General features: G+C 70.9%; 14 protein-coding genes and 1 riboswitch. Of the genes, 8 read left to right on the forward strand and 6 right to left on the reverse strand.

Going from position 1 to position 14,209, the window contains the following annotated elements; all coding sequences use genetic code 11:
- Positions 1-101: 101 nt before the first annotated feature.
- Positions 102-632 carry an inorganic diphosphatase gene (ppa, locus tag WCD84_RS05020; RefSeq protein ID WP_343279010.1) on the forward strand — a complete coding sequence of 177 codons (531 nt, stop codon included), beginning with the start codon at positions 102-104 and terminating at the stop codon, positions 630-632.
- A 57-nt stretch (positions 633-689) separates the two neighbouring features.
- Here the strand turns inward: ppa and WCD84_RS05025 are convergent, their stop codons facing one another.
- On the reverse strand, positions 690-1,382 hold the full coding sequence (locus tag WCD84_RS05025; protein WP_343280627.1) for a potassium channel family protein: 693 nt from the start codon (positions 1,380-1,382) through the stop codon (positions 690-692).
- A gap of 135 nt (positions 1,383-1,517) precedes the next feature.
- On the opposite strand from WCD84_RS05025, the gene WCD84_RS05030 reads away from it, so the two are divergent.
- Together WCD84_RS05030 and WCD84_RS05035 are read left to right on the forward strand one after the other, a co-directional pair.
- Positions 1,518-2,294, forward strand: coding sequence for an RNase A-like domain-containing protein (locus WCD84_RS05030; RefSeq protein ID WP_343280628.1), 777 nt, complete (start codon positions 1,518-1,520; stop codon positions 2,292-2,294).
- 21 nt (positions 2,295-2,315) lie between these two features.
- Complete coding sequence (locus WCD84_RS05035; RefSeq protein ID WP_343280629.1) at positions 2,316-2,603, forward strand: contact-dependent growth inhibition system immunity protein; 288 nt, start codon at positions 2,316-2,318, stop codon at positions 2,601-2,603.
- A 51-nt stretch (positions 2,604-2,654) separates the two neighbouring features.
- Here the strand turns inward: WCD84_RS05035 and WCD84_RS05040 are convergent, their stop codons facing one another.
- Both WCD84_RS05040 and thiC read right to left on the reverse strand, forming a co-directional pair.
- On the reverse strand, positions 2,655-3,242 hold the full coding sequence (locus WCD84_RS05040; protein ID WP_343254753.1) for a DUF4136 domain-containing protein: 588 nt from the start codon (positions 3,240-3,242) through the stop codon (positions 2,655-2,657).
- A gap of 106 nt (positions 3,243-3,348) precedes the next feature.
- The gene (gene thiC / locus WCD84_RS05045; RefSeq protein ID WP_343280630.1) at positions 3,349-5,217 is read right to left on the reverse strand and encodes a phosphomethylpyrimidine synthase ThiC; all 1,869 of its coding nucleotides are present in this window, start codon (positions 5,215-5,217) and stop codon (positions 3,349-3,351) included.
- Between the two features lie 78 nt (positions 5,218-5,295).
- A riboswitch (TPP riboswitch) is annotated at positions 5,296-5,397 on the reverse strand.
- Positions 5,398-5,491: 94 nt separating this feature from the next.
- Between thiC and WCD84_RS05050 the strand changes: the two genes are divergently transcribed.
- The 4 genes from WCD84_RS05050 to WCD84_RS05065 all read left to right on the forward strand — a co-directional run bounded on the left by WCD84_RS05050 (position 5,492) and on the right by WCD84_RS05065 (position 9,417).
- Complete coding sequence (locus WCD84_RS05050; protein ID WP_343280631.1) at positions 5,492-6,490, forward strand: homoserine kinase; 999 nt, start codon at positions 5,492-5,494, stop codon at positions 6,488-6,490.
- A 103-nt stretch (positions 6,491-6,593) separates the two neighbouring features.
- Positions 6,594-7,250 (forward strand): TetR/AcrR family transcriptional regulator, encoded by a 657-nt coding sequence (locus WCD84_RS05055; protein ID WP_343280632.1) that lies wholly within the window; start codon positions 6,594-6,596, stop codon positions 7,248-7,250.
- A 129-nt stretch (positions 7,251-7,379) separates the two neighbouring features.
- Positions 7,380-8,033, forward strand: coding sequence for a protein-L-isoaspartate O-methyltransferase family protein (locus tag WCD84_RS05060; protein ID WP_343254757.1), 654 nt, complete (start codon positions 7,380-7,382; stop codon positions 8,031-8,033).
- Between the two features lie 40 nt (positions 8,034-8,073).
- Complete coding sequence (locus WCD84_RS05065; RefSeq protein ID WP_343280633.1) at positions 8,074-9,417, forward strand: TolC family outer membrane protein; 1,344 nt, start codon at positions 8,074-8,076, stop codon at positions 9,415-9,417.
- A 16-nt stretch (positions 9,418-9,433) separates the two neighbouring features.
- On the opposite strand, the gene waaA is transcribed toward WCD84_RS05065, so the two are convergent.
- Positions 9,434-10,738 (reverse strand): lipid IV(A) 3-deoxy-D-manno-octulosonic acid transferase, encoded by a 1,305-nt coding sequence (waaA, locus tag WCD84_RS05070; protein ID WP_343280634.1) that lies wholly within the window; start codon positions 10,736-10,738, stop codon positions 9,434-9,436.
- A 67-nt stretch (positions 10,739-10,805) separates the two neighbouring features.
- Between waaA and lpxL the strand changes: the two genes are divergently transcribed.
- A complete protein-coding gene (gene lpxL, locus WCD84_RS05075; RefSeq protein ID WP_343280635.1) occupies positions 10,806-11,711 on the forward strand; it encodes an LpxL/LpxP family Kdo(2)-lipid IV(A) lauroyl/palmitoleoyl acyltransferase in 906 nt (301 codons plus the stop codon).
- Here the strand turns inward: lpxL and WCD84_RS05080 are convergent.
- A complete protein-coding gene (locus WCD84_RS05080; RefSeq protein ID WP_343280636.1) occupies positions 11,705-13,081 on the reverse strand; it encodes an O-antigen ligase family protein in 1,377 nt (458 codons plus the stop codon). The genes lpxL and WCD84_RS05080 overlap by 7 nt on opposite strands.
- Complete coding sequence (locus WCD84_RS05085) at positions 13,065-14,192, reverse strand: glycosyltransferase (protein WP_343280637.1); 1,128 nt, start codon at positions 14,190-14,192, stop codon at positions 13,065-13,067. The genes WCD84_RS05080 and WCD84_RS05085 overlap by 17 nt, the downstream gene beginning before the upstream one ends.
- Positions 14,193-14,209: the final 17 nt, after the last annotated feature.

Consider the following 14,209-nt stretch of genomic DNA (forward strand, 5'->3'; position numbering starts at 1 on the left):
TGCGACGCCCTTTGCTGCGTCGCAACAGCGGCGCGTAGAATGGGCGCCCTTCCCTTACGCGGCAGCGGCCATCCCGGTTCGCCCGCACCACTGGAGCACCCATGGGCCTGGATCATGTGACTACCGGCAAGAGTCCGCCGGACGAAATCAACGTCATCATCGAGATCCCCAAGGACGCCGAGCCCGTCAAGTACGAGGTCGACAAGGAGTCCGGCGCGATCTTCGTCGACCGCGTGCTGTCGACCCCCATGCGCTACCCCTGCAACTACGGCTACGTCCCGAACACCGTTTGCGGCGACGGCGATCCGGCCGACGTGATGGTGATCCTGCCGCTGCCGCTGGTCCCGGGTTCGGTGATCCGCTGCCGCCCGGTCGGCGTGCTGAAGATGACCGACGAGGCTGGGAGCGACGAGAAGCTGCTGGCGGTGCCGGAGCCGAAGGTGTTCGCCGGCTACGCGCACATCCACGACATCGACCAGGTCTCGGGACACTGGCTGGAGCGCATCGGCCACTTCTTCGAGCACTACAAGGACCTCGAGAAGGGCAAGTGGGTCAAGATCGAAGGCTGGGGCAACGCCGCCGAGGCCAAGGGCCTGCTGCTCGAGGCGATCGAGCGCTACCGCGCGGCATAAGGGCCGCCGGATGCCGGCGTCCGGACCTGCACGCAGGGTTCCCCGGATCGCCGGCGCTCAGTCCCGGCTGCGCCCACGCTGGCGCACGATGCTCAGCGCGATCAGCCGTGACACCACGGCGGCGATGTAGCCCACGCCCGCGAACTGCTCCAGCATCACCAGCACCCGCGCATAGGGCGTCAGCGGCATGATGTCGCCGTTGCCGGTGCCCGACAGCGTCGAGAAGCTCAGGAACAGCAGTTCGATCCAGCGTCGCGGCCGTTCCGGTTCGACCACGCCGGTGAAGCTGGCCGGCAGGATCGCCTGGCAGACCAGGAAGGCATAGGCGAAGCCCCAGGCCAGCAGTGTGAACGCCGCGGCCGCCGCGAACAGCTCGTCGACGGTGACCGTGTGATCCTCGAGCATGTACACGATCAGCGCGCCGGCGGCGTAGAAGTAAAGCGCGGATTCCAGCGCGGCCGAGGCCACCCCGAGCAGCGGCAGGTCGAAGCCGATCGCAGCACCGGCCAGCAGCATCGCGGGCACGGCCAGCGCCCATGCGAACCCGTTTGCAGCGTGGCTGCGCGACACCACCCAGACCGCCAGCGGCACCGCCACCAGGGTGAACGCGCTGAACAGGACGCGGCTTTCGCTGCCGTCCATCAGCGGGTAGAGCAGCAGGCTGGCCAGCTGCACAGCCAGGAGCAGCGCCGAAGGATGCCTCGCCGCGGCGGTGGACCAGCGCATCGGCTTGCGGAGGATGTCGACCATCGGCGGAGTGTGCCGCGCCGGGGCCGCGTGCGCACGCATGGCGCGCAGTGCCCACCCTCGGGCAGGCACCAGCTGTCGACGGCTGCGCGCGGTCCCTAGGCTTCGTGGCTCCCCCGACACGAGGTGCCGCATGTGATGGATGTCACCCAAGCCCTTTCCCCGGCGACAGGAGGGTCGCTGGCATCGCTCCAGCAGTCTCCCGGCCGCATGGCCATGGCGGCGGCGGCCGATCCAGATGCCGATCTCGTCTCCCACCTCCAGGACCTCGCCGACGGCGGCGACATCGAGAGCTTCCTCGGCCAGGTACGGGACGCGATCTCCCTCGCCGGCGGTGACCAGACCTTCGGCGACCACCTCGACCCGCTGCTGGGCCGTATCCGCGATGCCCTGGGCGAGCTCGACACGAGCCGGCTTCCGCGCGCCGAGCGCGACGCGGTCGAAGCCACGGCCAACGAACTCGACGTCCACCTGGGCGCCGATGAGGTCGATGGCCCGGACGTCCCTGATGGTCCCGACGCGCCCGGCGAAGTTCCCGGCGGCGGCCTCCAGGCCCACGAAGACGCCGGCGGCCACCTGATCGAGCGCCACGTCGGCAAGAGCGAGGAGTGGCTGGTCGACCGCGTGCGCAACGACAACATCAGCGCCGCTTCCAGCTTCCGCGACATCGGGGAAGCCGAACACTTCGTGTCCGCCACCCTCTCCGAGCACCAGAGCCGCATCGACGCCTGGGTCGACGGCCAGGGCGGCAACCGCCTGGTGATCGACGCCAGCTTCGACGCCACCACCGGCATCTCGGTCAAGCGCGGCGACAGCAGCGCCGAAGATGTGTTCTCCGTACGTCTGGTGCTGGAGCGTTCGGACCGGCTCGACACCGGCTATCGCATCGTCACCGGCTATCCTTCGACGCCCTGATCACGATCCCGAGGCCCCTGCATGAGCGACACCCCGGCGCTTGAGAACTTCCTGTCCGCCTATTTCCACCAGGACTGGGCGATGGAGCACGACACCGCAACCGGTGTCGTCGATGCCTACCTGGGCAGCGAAGCCGACGCCGAGATCGTCGCCGTGCGCGATGATCTTTCAAAGCTGGCCGGCGAAGGCCTCGACGAGGCCGCGCTTGGGGCGCGCATGCAGGCCCTGGGCAGCGAATACGACCCCAGCCGCGACGGCGGCAGCTGGCAGGGCTGGCTCGCCTCCCTGCAGACCGCTTTCACGCGCTGAGGCGGCGACCATCGTCCGCCCCGCGGCGTGGCCGGGTCGGCCGAGTGCCGCTCAAGGCGCTCCGGCGCGGTGCGGATAGGCGGCGAAGATATCGGCAATCGTGCTGTCGATGGCCGCATCGCGCTCGAGCGGGTCCTGGTTGCGCCGGACCCGACCCACGGCGATGCCTTCCCAGACCAGCGTATTGCGATCCGCATCCACCAGGTCGATGTTCATCGTACCTTCGGTGTAGCGGCTCACCGTGGTGCGGTCATGCCAGTAGGGCATGGCCACGTAGCCCCGATACCGGTAGCTGTAGTAGTAGGCGTAGTCGACGTCGGGAATGGTGCTGACGTCGGTGCGCTGTTGCATGTAGGCGTTGATGTTGAGCCACAGGTCGGGCTCCTGCTCGCTGTAGCGGTAGCCGCGCGATTCCATCTCGGCGCGCGCCGCGGCCTTCATGCGACCGCTGACGAGGCTGGCATAGCCCTCGCGCTCGATCGCCAGGGGCGAGTAGAACGCGAACGTGCGGTAGGCGGAGAAGTCCACGCGCGGGTCGGAATCCGAGCTGATGCGCGGGCCGGTGGCGCAGGCGGTGACCAGCCCGAGCAGAAGCGAGGCCAGCAGCCATCGGAATGAAGACGGTTGGATGCGTGCCATGGCGAAGCTCCTATCTGAATGCTGCGGACGCTAGCACGCAGCCGGCGGCGCGCACGTGAAGCGGGACCCCTGCAGGGGCCCCGCCGCGGCACGCGTTTGATTCCGTTCAGTCGCGCCGGTAGACCTCGGCGCCGGCCGCCCTGAACTCGGCCGCCTTGCCGGCCATGCCCGCCTGCCGGGCCTGCTCTTCATCGAGGTCGTTGCCGGCGGCGTAGTCGCGCACGTCCCGGCTGATTTTCATCGAGCAGAAGTGCGGGCCGCACATGGAGCAGAAATGAGCCAGCTTGTGCGCGTCCTTCGGCAGGGTCTCGTCGTGGAACTCCCTGGCCTTCTCCGGGTCCAGGCCGAGGTTGAACTGGTCTTCCCAGCGGAACTCGAAGCGCGCCTTGCTCAAGGCGTTGTCGCGCACCTGGGACCCGGGATGCCCCTTCGCCAGGTCGGCGGCGTGGGCCGCGATCCTGTAGGCCATGATCCCGTCGCGGACGTCCTGCCGGTTGGGCAGGCCCAGGTGCTCCTTGGGCGTGACGTAACAGAGCATCGCGGTGCCGAACCAGCCGATCATCGCCGCGCCGATCGCGCTGGTGATGTGGTCGTAGCCGGGCGCGATGTCGGTGGTCAGCGGGCCAAGCGTGTAGAACGGCGCTTCGCCACACTCGGCCAGCTGCTTTTCCATGTTCTCCTTGATCAGCTGCATCGGCACATGCCCGGGACCTTCGACCATGCATTGCACGTCATGCGCCCAGGCGACCTTCGTGAGTTCGCCCAGGGTCTCGAGCTCGGCGAACTGGGCGGCGTCGTTGGCATCGGCGATGCAGCCCGGCCGCAGGCCATCACCCAGCGAGAAGGCCACGTCGTAGGCTTTCATGATGTCGCAGATGTCTTCGAAGCGTTCGTAGAGGAAGCTTTCGCGGTGGTGCGCCAGGCACCACTTGGCCATGATCGAGCCGCCGCGGCTGACGATGCCGGTGACGCGCTTCGCGGTCAGCGGCACGTGGCGCAGCAGCACGCCGGCGTGGATGGTGAAGTAGTCCACGCCCTGCTCGGCCTGTTCGACCAGGGTGTCGCGAAAGATCTCCCAGCTGAGCTCTTCGGCACGACCGTCGACCTTTTCCAGCGCCTGGTAGATCGGCACCGTGCCGATCGGCACCGGCGAGTTGCGGATGATCCATTCGCGGGTTTCGTGGATGTGCTTGCCGGTGCTGAGGTCCATCACGTTGTCCGCGCCCCAGCGGATCGCCCAGACCAGCTTCTCGACCTCTTCCGCGATGCCCGACGACACCGCGCTGTTGCCGATGTTGGCGTTGATCTTGGTGAGGAAGTTGCGGCCGATGATCATCGGCTCGCTTTCGGGATGGTTGATGTTGCAGGGCAGGATCGCGCGGCCGCGGGCGATTTCGTCGCGCACGAACTCCGGCGTGATCCGCGCCGGGATCGACGCCCCGAACGATTGCCCCGGGTGCTGTGGCTGCCCCGGCAGGGAGTCCAGCCGCTGGTTTTCGCGAATGGCGACGTACTCCATCTCCGGCGTGATGATGCCGCGGCGGGCGTAGTGCATCTGGGTGACGTTGGCGCCGGCCGTGGCACGCAGCGGCCGCGCGCGCGACGGGAACCGCACCGCGTCCAGGCGCGTGTCGGCCTCGCGTCCGCGGCCGAAGGCGGAGCCCAGGACATCCAGGCACTCGGTGTCACCGCGCTCGGCAATCCAGCCGGCGCGCTTCGCGGGCAAGCCCGCGGAGAGGTCGATGTCGGCATCCGGATCGGTATACGGCCCCGAGGTGTCGTAGACCGGGATCGAAGGATTGTCCTCGCCGCCGAACAGGGTCGGGGTCGGCGTCTGCACGATTTCGCGCATGGCCACCCGCAGGTCGGCGCGCGATCCTTCGACGAAGATCTTGCGGGACCCGGGAATCGGGCGGGTGACGGATTCGGAAAGCTGTTGCGCCTGCTGCTGCAGGGGCGAAGGCACTGCGTTCATTGGCATCGTCCTGTGGGTGCCGCGGGAGGCTCCCGCGTGCTGGACGAAGCGAAGGCGCAGCAGCCCCACCGGGACCGGTGGCGCTGTCGCGAAGCTTCCCTACGGCGGTATCAACCGCATCAGGTTCGAAGGGTCTGTCTCAACCACGCCGTGCCGGCCGTGGTACCCCCGCTTCGGCCGGAATTGGAGCATGCAGGCCGGGGAAAGGCCAGCGCCTGCGCTCAGCGCAGCGCGGCGTCGTGAACCGCAGGCCGCGGGATGGGACAATCCGGACATGACCCCAGACCATCGCCAGGCCCGCGCTTTCGCACCCGCAAGCGTCGGCAACATCGGCGTCGGCTTCGACCTGCTCGGGCACGTCATCGACGGGCCGCGCGACGTCGCCACGGTTCGCGTCATCGAAGAGCCGGTGGTGCGCGTGGACGCGGTGCGCGGACCGGTGCGTGGCATCGAGCGCATTCCCCTGGACGCCGCGGCCAATACCGCCGGGCGCGCGCTGATCACGCTGCGCGAAGGGCTTGGACTCGGCCACGGCTTTGCGATCGAACTCGACAAGGGCATCCCGATGGGCTCGGGGCTCGGCGGCTCGGCGGCATCCTGCGTGGCCGCCCTGGTCGCGGCCAACGCGCTGCTGGCGCAACCGCTGTCCCGCGAAGCGCTCTACCCCTATGCGCTGGAAGGCGAGTGGGCCTCGACCCACAGCCGGCAGGGCGACAATGTCGGCCCGATGCTGGTCGGTGGCGTGGCGCTGGCCACGCCCACGCGGCTGCTGCGCCTGGAGGTGCCGGAATGGCTGCACTGCGTGGTCGTGCAGCCGGAGCTGGTGCTTGAAACACGCCACGCGCGCGCGGTCCTGGCCGAGCCCTGTCCACTGCCCCTGGTGGTCGAACACGCCACGCACCTGGCCCTGTTCCTCACCGGGCTGGCCCGCGCCGACGCCGCGCTGATCGGCGACGGCCTGCGCGACGTGCTGGTGGAGCCGCGGCGCGCGCCGCTGATCCCGGGCTTCGCCGCGGTGAAGCAGGCCGCGCTCGAACGTGGCGCGCTGGGCGCCAGCATCTCCGGCGGTGGGCCCTCGTGCTTCGCGTGGTTCGCATCGCGGGCGCGGGCGGAGGCCGCGGCGGCCGCGATGGTGGCCGGTTTCGCCACCGCCGGCGTGGCGGCGCTGGCGCATGTTTCGCCGGTGGCAGGGCCGCGCGCGGAACTGCTTGCCCACGCCGGTCCCCGCCTCCACGCCGATCCGCAATCCCGTTCCCACCCACATCCCCGCTAGCCGCGGTACCGCCGCGGCCCGCGGCGATCGAATCCTGGCCGCGCGCCGGGGCTTGGAGTGGCGAGTGCTATGGTTACAGAACTCCACGGTCTAGTATTTACCGATGTCCACGCCCAGCGACCAGCCGGTGGCCCCGCGCCCCGCACCGGGCCGCCCCAAGGACCTTGCCAAGGGCGCGGCGATCCTCGATGCGGCCCAGCGCATGTTCCTCGAGCATGGCTTCGAGGGCGTGAGCATGGACCAGATCGCGGCCCTGGCCGGGGTCTCCAAGCTCACCGTGTACAGCCACTTCGGCGACAAGGACACGCTGTTCGCCGCTGCGGTCGAGTACTACTGCGAGCAGCAGGTGCCGCCGTCCCTGTTCACGCCATCGCCGGGCACGCCGCTGCGGCCGCGCCTGGTCGGCATCGCGCGCGCGGTGCACGCGCTGATGACCTCGCCCGAAGCGCTCGCGGGCTTCCGCCTGGTCTGCAGGCCCGCGCGGGTGGATCCCAGGCTGGCGCGCATGTTCTGGGACGCCGGCGCCGGCCACCTGCAGGCCGGGTTCGCGGCGCTGCTGGCGCGCCGCACGGCCACCGGCGAACTGGACGTGGCCGACACCGGGCGCGCGGCGAGCCAGTTCTTCGCCCTGCTCAGGGGCGAACTCCATCCCCGGCTGATGATGGGCTGCGGCGACATGCCCGGTTTCGACGTCGATGCGCACCTGGAGGCGACGGTGGAACTGTTCCTGCGCGCCTACGCCCGCCGCCCGGGGCCGTGAGCGCCCCGCCGGGCGGCCCGGTGACTTCCGGCACTCAGGCACGGCACCCGGTCGCGGCGATGCTGTCGGCACCCCCCGCCAATACACCGTAAAATGGCCGGTCACCCAGACCCGCCAGGCCCCGACATCATGACCCTCGATTTCGCCAAAGCACGTGAAGCCATGGTCGAGCAGCAGATCCGCCCGTGGGACGTGCTTGAACCCCGCGTGCTCGACGTCCTGCTGCGCCTGCCGCGCGACGCGTTCGTGCCGGCCGCGCATCGTGCACTGGCCTATGCCGATATCGCCCTGCCCCTGGCCCACGGCGAATCGATGATGAAGCCGGTGGTCGAAGGCCGCGCGCTGCAGGCGCTGGCGCTGGAAGGCTCCGAAGACGTGCTCGAGATCGGCACCGGCAGCGGTTTCATGGCCGCCTGCATTGGCCGCCTTGCACGCGCGGTGACCACGATCGAACGCCACGCCGATCTCGCCCTGGGCGCGCAGGCCGCGCTGCTGGCGCAGGGCGCAAGCAACGTCTCTGTGGTCCATGCCGATGCATTCGCCTGGGAGCCGGGCCGCCAGTTCGACGCGATCTGCGTCAGCGCCGCGGCCGACATCGTGCCGGAGCGCTTCATCGGCTGGCTGCGCCCCGGCGGCCGCATGTTCATCGTGCGCGGCCACGCGCCGGCCATGGAGGCCGTGCTCGTGCACGCCGACGTCAACGGCAAGCGCATTGAATCGTTGTTCGAAACCGAAATCGCCTATCTCGCCGGCGCCGTGCCGGCGCCTGCATTCGCGTTCTGACCACCGGCTGACCGCCGGCCCCGACCAAGGACCTCCCCTGATGATCCGTCGCCCCCTCGCCCTTGCGCTCCTTCTCGCCCTGCTGCCGGCCGCGGCATCGGCCGAAGACCTGCTGCAGACCTACGAGCTGGCGCGCGGCAGCGATCCGCAGCTGGCGATCTCCGAAGCCAACCGCGACATCAGCCGCGAGGGCCGCGTCCAAGCCCGCGCCAGCCTGCTGCCGCAGATCAACGGCAGCGCATCGATCAACCGCAGCTACGCCGCCGGCGTCGACGGCGACGCGCGCCGCCGCAGCGTGGGCGTGGACCTCAGCCAGACGGTGTTCGACCTGGGTGCGATCTCCAACCTGCGCGCGCAGCGCGACCTCGACGCCGCAGCCGGGCTTGACCTCGAGGCCGCCAACGACGAGCTGATCACCCGCACCTCGGCCAGCTATTTCAACGTGCTGGTGGCGATCGAGACCCTGGCCGCCGCCGAGGCCGCGGAAGAAGCGCTGCAGAAGCAGTTCGACTTCGCCGACAAGCGCCTTGAGGTCGGGCTGGCACCGATCACCGACGTGCACGAGGCGCGCGCCCAGTACGACGCCGCGCGCGCCAACACCATCCTCGCGCGCAATGCCCTCGAAGACGCCTACCAGGCCCTGGCGGAGATCACCGGCCGCCCGGTGCGCACCCTGCGCGCGCTGCCGGAGGACTTCCAGCCCGAAGCGCCGGAAGGCAACGGGCTGGGCCGCTGGCTCGCAAGCGCCCTGGAGAACAACCCCTCGCTGCGCGCCGCCGAGTACAACGTCAGCGCCGCCGAACACAGCGTCAACACGGCCCGTTCCGGCCACCTGCCGCGGCTCACCCTTGGCGCCGGCTATGACAACGGCGCGGCCTGGGGCGATCTCGGCACCGGTGGCGGCGCCGGCACGTCCACTGGCGAAGGACACAGCATCGGCCTGACCCTGAGCGTGCCGATCTTCAGCGGCGGCGCCACCCAGTCCCAGGTCCGCCAGGCGCTGTCGCGCCGCGACATCTCCGAGCAGCAGCTGGAACAGGCCCGCCGCGCGCTCGACCGCAACACCCGCAACGCATACCAGACGGTGGTCGCCGGCGTCAGCGAGATCGAGGCCCGCCGCCAGGCGCTGATCTCGGCGCGCAGCGCGTACGAGGCGTCCCAGGTTGGCCTGGAAGTGGGCACCCGCACCGTGGTCGACGTGCTGATCAACCAGCAGAACCTGTTCAACGCCGAGCAACAGTACGCGCTGGCGCGCTACAACTACCTGCAGAACCGGCTGCTCCTGGCCCAGGCCGCGGGCACCCTGGACATCGCCAACGTGCAGGACATCAACCGCCTGCTCACGGTCGACGCGGCAACCCCGGACACCGGCGCCGAGGGCTGAGCAACACAGCTATGGGTCACGCCGGGGGCAGCTCCGGCGTGACCATCGCGATCGTCCGCGCCAGCGCGCCGCGGCCTTCCATCACCAGGCGCAGGCCCTGCTCGGCCATGGACGCGCGCGCGCCTTCATCGCCCAGGAGCGCTTCCACCGCGGCGCCCACCGCCTCGGCGTCCGCGCCGATGCGCACGGCGCCGGCATCATCCATCTGCCGGGCGATGTCGGCGAAGTTGTGCAGGTGCGGCCCGGTGACCACGGCCACGCCCAGCGCCGCGGGCTCCAAGAGGTTGTGTCCACCCACCGGCTGCAGGCTGCCGCCGACGAAGGCCACCTTCGCGCAGGCGTAGAAATTCACCAGCTCGCCCAGGGTATCGATCACGAAGACATCGTCGTCGCGGTCGGGCCATTGCGTGAGCTTGCGCGTGGCCACCCGCCAGCCGGCCTCGACGCAGGCCTGGGCCACCGGGCGGAAGCGCTCCGGATGGCGCGGCGCCCACAGCAGCATCAGGTCCGGCCAGCGTTCGCGCAGCCGGCGGTGGATGGCGATCACCGCGGCCTCTTCCTCGGGATGCGTGCTGGCGGCGATCCAGGCCATGCGCTCACCGCTTTGCTCGACGAACGCGGCCGCGATCCGGCGCGCGGCACCGTCGACCTTGACGTCGAACTTGAGGTTGCCGAGCACCGATACCGCGTCCGGCTCCGCGCCCAGGCGCACGAAGCGCGCGGCGTCAGCCTCCGACTGCGCTGCCACGCAGGCCAGCGTGCGCAGGGCGCGACCGATCAGTGGACGCAGGGCGCGGTAGCCGCGCAGCGAGCGTTCGGACAGGCGCGCGTTGACGAGATAGGCAGGGACACCGTGGTCGCGGCAGCAGAACAGCAGGTTCGGCCAGAGTTCGGTTTCCAGCACCAGCGCCAGCCGCGGGCGGAAATGGCCGAGGAAGCGGCGCACCGCGCCGGATAGATCGTAGGGCAGGTAGACGTGCTCGACGCGATCGCCCCACAGCGCGTGCACGCGCGCCGAGCCGGTCGGGGTGATGGTGGTGACCAGCAGGCGCAGGTCGGGACGCCGCTCCAGCAGGGCGTTGACCAGCGGCGCGGCGGCCGTGACCTCGCCCACCGAGACCGCGTGCACCCACACGCAGCCGTCCAGCGGCGGCGTGCGGTAGGCGGCGTAGCGCTCGCCCCAGCGCTCCAGGTATTCGGGCTGGCGGAAACCGCGCCAGATCAGGTGGTAGACCGTGACCGGCACGAGCAGGTACAGCGCGGCCGAATACAGGCCGCGCAGCAGGCGTTCGACAGCGCGATCACGGGGGGCGGCCTCCATGCGCCAAGGATAGCGAAGCCGCAGCGTGCGCGGGCGCATGCCGCGGCGAAGCCCTTAGAATCAACGCATGGCCACGCACCGGGACAAACCACCGCTGGGACCCCGCCACTGGCCGACATGGATGGGCATCGGCGCGATGGCGCTGCTGGCGCGCCTGCCGTGGCCGCTGCAGCGCGCGCTTGGCCGCGCCGTTGGCGGCCTGCTGCGGCGCGCGCTGCCCGCACGCCGCCGCGTGGCCGCGCGCAACCTCGAACTGTGCTTCCCGGAGCTCGACGCCGCCGCGCGCGAGGCGCTGCTGCGCCGGCACTTCGCCGCCATCGGCATCGGCCTGTTCGAATTCGCCCGTGCCTGGTGGGGCTCGGTGGAGCCGCTGCGCCGCGGGCTCGTGGTCGAGGGCCTGGAACACATGGAGGCGGCGCGCGCAGGCGGTCGCGGGGTGATCGTGGTCAGCGGCCACTTCACCACGCTGGAGGTCTGCGGCCGGCTGATGTGTGACTACGTGCCGCTGGCCGGCATGTATCGCCCGCATGCGCAGCCGGCGATGGAATGGGCCGTGCGCCGCGGCCGCCTGCGCTACGCGGCGGCGATGTTCCCGAAGCAGGACCTGCGCGGCACCGTGCGCCACCTCAAGCGCGGCGGCCTGCTCTGGTACGCGCCCGACCAGGATCCGAGCCGCGGCGACAGCGTGTACGTACCTTTCTTCGGCCAGCCGGCGCACAGCCTGACCTCGACCCACCAGCTGGCGCGCATGTCCGGCGCGGCGGTGCTGTTCTACCAGCATGCGCGGCGCGACGACGGTGGCTATACCCTGCGCCTGTTTCCGGCCAGCGAGGGCTACCCCTCGCGCGATGCCACCGCGGACACGGCCGAGGTCATGGCCGCGATCGAAACCATGGCGCGCGCGGCGCAGGCGCAGTACCTCTGGATCCACCGCCGCTTCAAGCGCCAGCCCGACGGCGGCTCGGCCTACTGAGGCGGGACTGCCGCGGCTGGAGCCGGGGATGTCGCGCCCGGGGCCGTCGCGCTGGTGTTGGCGCGAGCCAGCAGGCTGCCGGCATACAGCGCCGCCAGCATCAGGGTCAGGGCGCCCCAGAAGGTCGAATAGAACGCCAGGTGGGTGTTGAGCGGGAACACCGTGACCAGCAGCGCCAGCATCGCCGGCCGTGCGCGTTCGCGCGCCGCGGCACTCGCGAAGCGCCAGGCGCGCACCGCCAGCGCCACGCCCGACAGCCACAGCAGCAGTCCGATGATGCCGGTTTCGCTGAGCACTTCGAGCACGATCTGGTGCGCGTGCAGGGCCGGTCCGTCGCCCCAGGCGGCCATCGTCCCGGCTTCGGCATCGCAGGCCGGGAACGCCTCGCGGAAGCCGCGGGCACCAACGCCGTTGAACGGATGCTCCCGCACCATGCACAGCGCAGCGCCCCAGATCCGGGTCCGGCCGGAGAGCGCGGTATCGACACCATTCTCGCCGGCCTGGAAGGCGTGCGAGGTCCGCTCCAGGCGCAGGCGCACCTCCGGCGACGCCAGGCCCACGGCCACCGTCACCGCCGCCCCGGCGGCGAACACCAGCAGCAGCCGCTTCCAGCCCAGCAGGCGCCAGCCCGAGAGCAACAGGACCAGACCGTAGGTCAGCCACGAGGCGCGCGAGCCTGCGAATACGATGACGATGCCCACCGCCGCGGCCGCAAGCACCCAGCCCGCGGTCTTCCAGCGGCGCCCGGCGGCGTACAGCAGGAACGGCGACAGGCTCGCCAGCACCAGGCCGAGCTTGAGGTTGCATGGACCCAGCACGCCGCCCAGGCGGTCGGCGCGTGCAAGTTCGTCCAGGCCGCACATCGGGCGGCCGCTGATCAGCTGCTTGGCGGCGTCGATGCCCCAGAACAGCGGGCTGGTATCGAACGCCACTTCCACCAGCGCGTCTGCGGCCCACACCGCCACGATCACCGCCAGGCCGCCGAACGTCAGCCGCCTGCCGCGGTCGTCGGCAACCGCGATCGCCACCAGCCACAGGAAAGGCAGGTAGCGCAGGTCGACCGCCGCCTCGCGCAGCGCGCGCGCCGGGTCGACCGAGCCCACCGCCGACAGCAGTTCGGGCAGCCAGTAGGCGAAGAACAGCACGCTGGTCAGGGCCCAGGCCGGGCCGCTGAGCAGCGTCGCGCCGCCGCGGAAGCGCGTTGCCGCGAGCTTGATGATGACCGCCAGCGCCCCGAGGGCCACGATGGCTTCGGCATAACCGGGCGCGGGCCACAGCGCGACGAAGACCAGCACCCAGTGCGGCGCCCAGCGCCACCCGGCGGCGGTCGCGTGCGGCGTTGCGGGCGTGGTGTCAGCGGAGTTCGTCATAGACCGAGAGCGTGGCGTCCTGCATGGACCGGAGTGAATACATGGCTGGAGCCGGTGGAATCGTAGCTGGTAGCCGCGCGTCGCGCGCAAGCATCCGCCGTGCGCGCTCGCCCAGTGCGGCGTTGTCGAAGGCCGCTACCGCGCCAGCCGGCTGCAGCTCGCGCAGCAGTTCACCGACGCCGCCGTGGTCCCAGCCAAGCACGGGCCGGCCCACGGAAAGGGCTTCGATCACGGTGCGGCCGAAGGCTTCGGGCTTGCGCGAAAGCTGCAGCACCAGGTCGCAGGCGGCATAGGCTTCGGCGATCGCCGCGGTCGGCGGCGTGATCGCCATGGCATCGGCGACGCCAAGGGCCTGCGCGCGCGCTTCAAGCTCGGCGACGTAGGCCGCGCGCGCGGGGTCGCGGGCGCCGGGCATCCACAGCCTGGCGTCCAGGCCACCGGCGCGCAGGCCGGCAAGCAGGTCGAGCGCGTCCGCGTGGCCCTTGAGCCGGGTGCCGCGACCCGGCATCAGCAGCAGCGGACCGTTGCCATCGAGCTGCGGGTGCTCCGCGGCCGCCACCGCCCGCGCCGCCCCGTCCGGCAGCGGTGCGCGCGGGAAGGCCGCCGGATCGATGCCGCGCGGGATGACGCGCAGCCGGCCGGGATCGGTCCCCGGGTAGTGCCGCAGCAGGTGTTCGCGCACGGTGGCTGATACGCAGATGACGCGTTCGCCGCGGGCCATCACCTGGCTGTAGCGCGAAGGCGAATTGAGGCCGTGGACCGTGGTGACAAGACGCGGCCGCGACCCTGCGGGCAGGCCTTGCAGCGCGCGCCAGCCGATCCAGGCCGGCAGCCGCGAACGCGCGTGCACGATATCCACGCCCTGTTCGGCCATCAGCTGGCGCAGCGGACGCACCAGGCGCAGGGTGGCAAGCGACTTGCGGCCGATATCAAGCGCCACGTGCTCCGCTCCGGACTCGAGCAGCGCCGGCAGCATCCGGCCCCCGGCGGATGCCACCAGCGCGCGATGGCCGGCGGCCACCAGGGCGGCCGACACTTCAAGGGTGGAGCGCTCGACGCCCCCCGACTCCAGGGCCGGAAGCAGCTGCAGGACGGTCAGCGGCCGGGGCATGCGCCGGCGGCGCCGCG

Origin of the sequence: Luteimonas changyuni (genome assembly GCF_039548395.1) — a bacterium.
Lineage (GTDB): Bacteria > Pseudomonadota > Gammaproteobacteria > Xanthomonadales > Xanthomonadaceae > Luteimonas.

Bases quoted from the DNA above. Each gene is read 5' to 3' on its own strand.
- WCD84_RS05080 (WP_343280636.1), bottom strand. From the start codon at position 13,081: ATGACGAACTCCGCTGACACCACGCCCGCAACGCCGCACGCGACCGCC.
- ppa (WP_343279010.1), top strand. From the start codon at position 102: ATGGGCCTGGATCATGTGACTACCGGCAAGAGTCCGCCGGACGAAATC.
- lpxL (WP_343280635.1), top strand. From the start codon at position 10,806: ATGGCCACGCACCGGGACAAACCACCGCTGGGACCCCGCCACTGGCCG.
- WCD84_RS05050 (WP_343280631.1), top strand. From the start codon at position 5,492: ATGACCCCAGACCATCGCCAGGCCCGCGCTTTCGCACCCGCAAGCGTC.
- thiC (WP_343280630.1), bottom strand. From the start codon at position 5,217: ATGAACGCAGTGCCTTCGCCCCTGCAGCAGCAGGCGCAACAGCTTTCC.
- waaA (WP_343280634.1), bottom strand. From the start codon at position 10,738: ATGGAGGCCGCCCCCCGTGATCGCGCTGTCGAACGCCTGCTGCGCGGC.
- WCD84_RS05055 (WP_343280632.1), top strand. From the start codon at position 6,594: ATGTCCACGCCCAGCGACCAGCCGGTGGCCCCGCGCCCCGCACCGGGC.
- WCD84_RS05085 (WP_343280637.1), bottom strand. From the start codon at position 14,192: ATGCCCCGGCCGCTGACCGTCCTGCAGCTGCTTCCGGCCCTGGAGTCG.
- WCD84_RS05035 (WP_343280629.1), top strand. From the start codon at position 2,316: ATGAGCGACACCCCGGCGCTTGAGAACTTCCTGTCCGCCTATTTCCAC.
- WCD84_RS05065 (WP_343280633.1), top strand. From the start codon at position 8,074: ATGATCCGTCGCCCCCTCGCCCTTGCGCTCCTTCTCGCCCTGCTGCCG.
- WCD84_RS05040 (WP_343254753.1), bottom strand. From the start codon at position 3,242: ATGGCACGCATCCAACCGTCTTCATTCCGATGGCTGCTGGCCTCGCTT.
- WCD84_RS05025 (WP_343280627.1), bottom strand. From the start codon at position 1,382: ATGGTCGACATCCTCCGCAAGCCGATGCGCTGGTCCACCGCCGCGGCG.
- WCD84_RS05030 (WP_343280628.1), top strand. From the start codon at position 1,518: ATGGATGTCACCCAAGCCCTTTCCCCGGCGACAGGAGGGTCGCTGGCA.
- WCD84_RS05060 (WP_343254757.1), top strand. From the start codon at position 7,380: ATGACCCTCGATTTCGCCAAAGCACGTGAAGCCATGGTCGAGCAGCAG.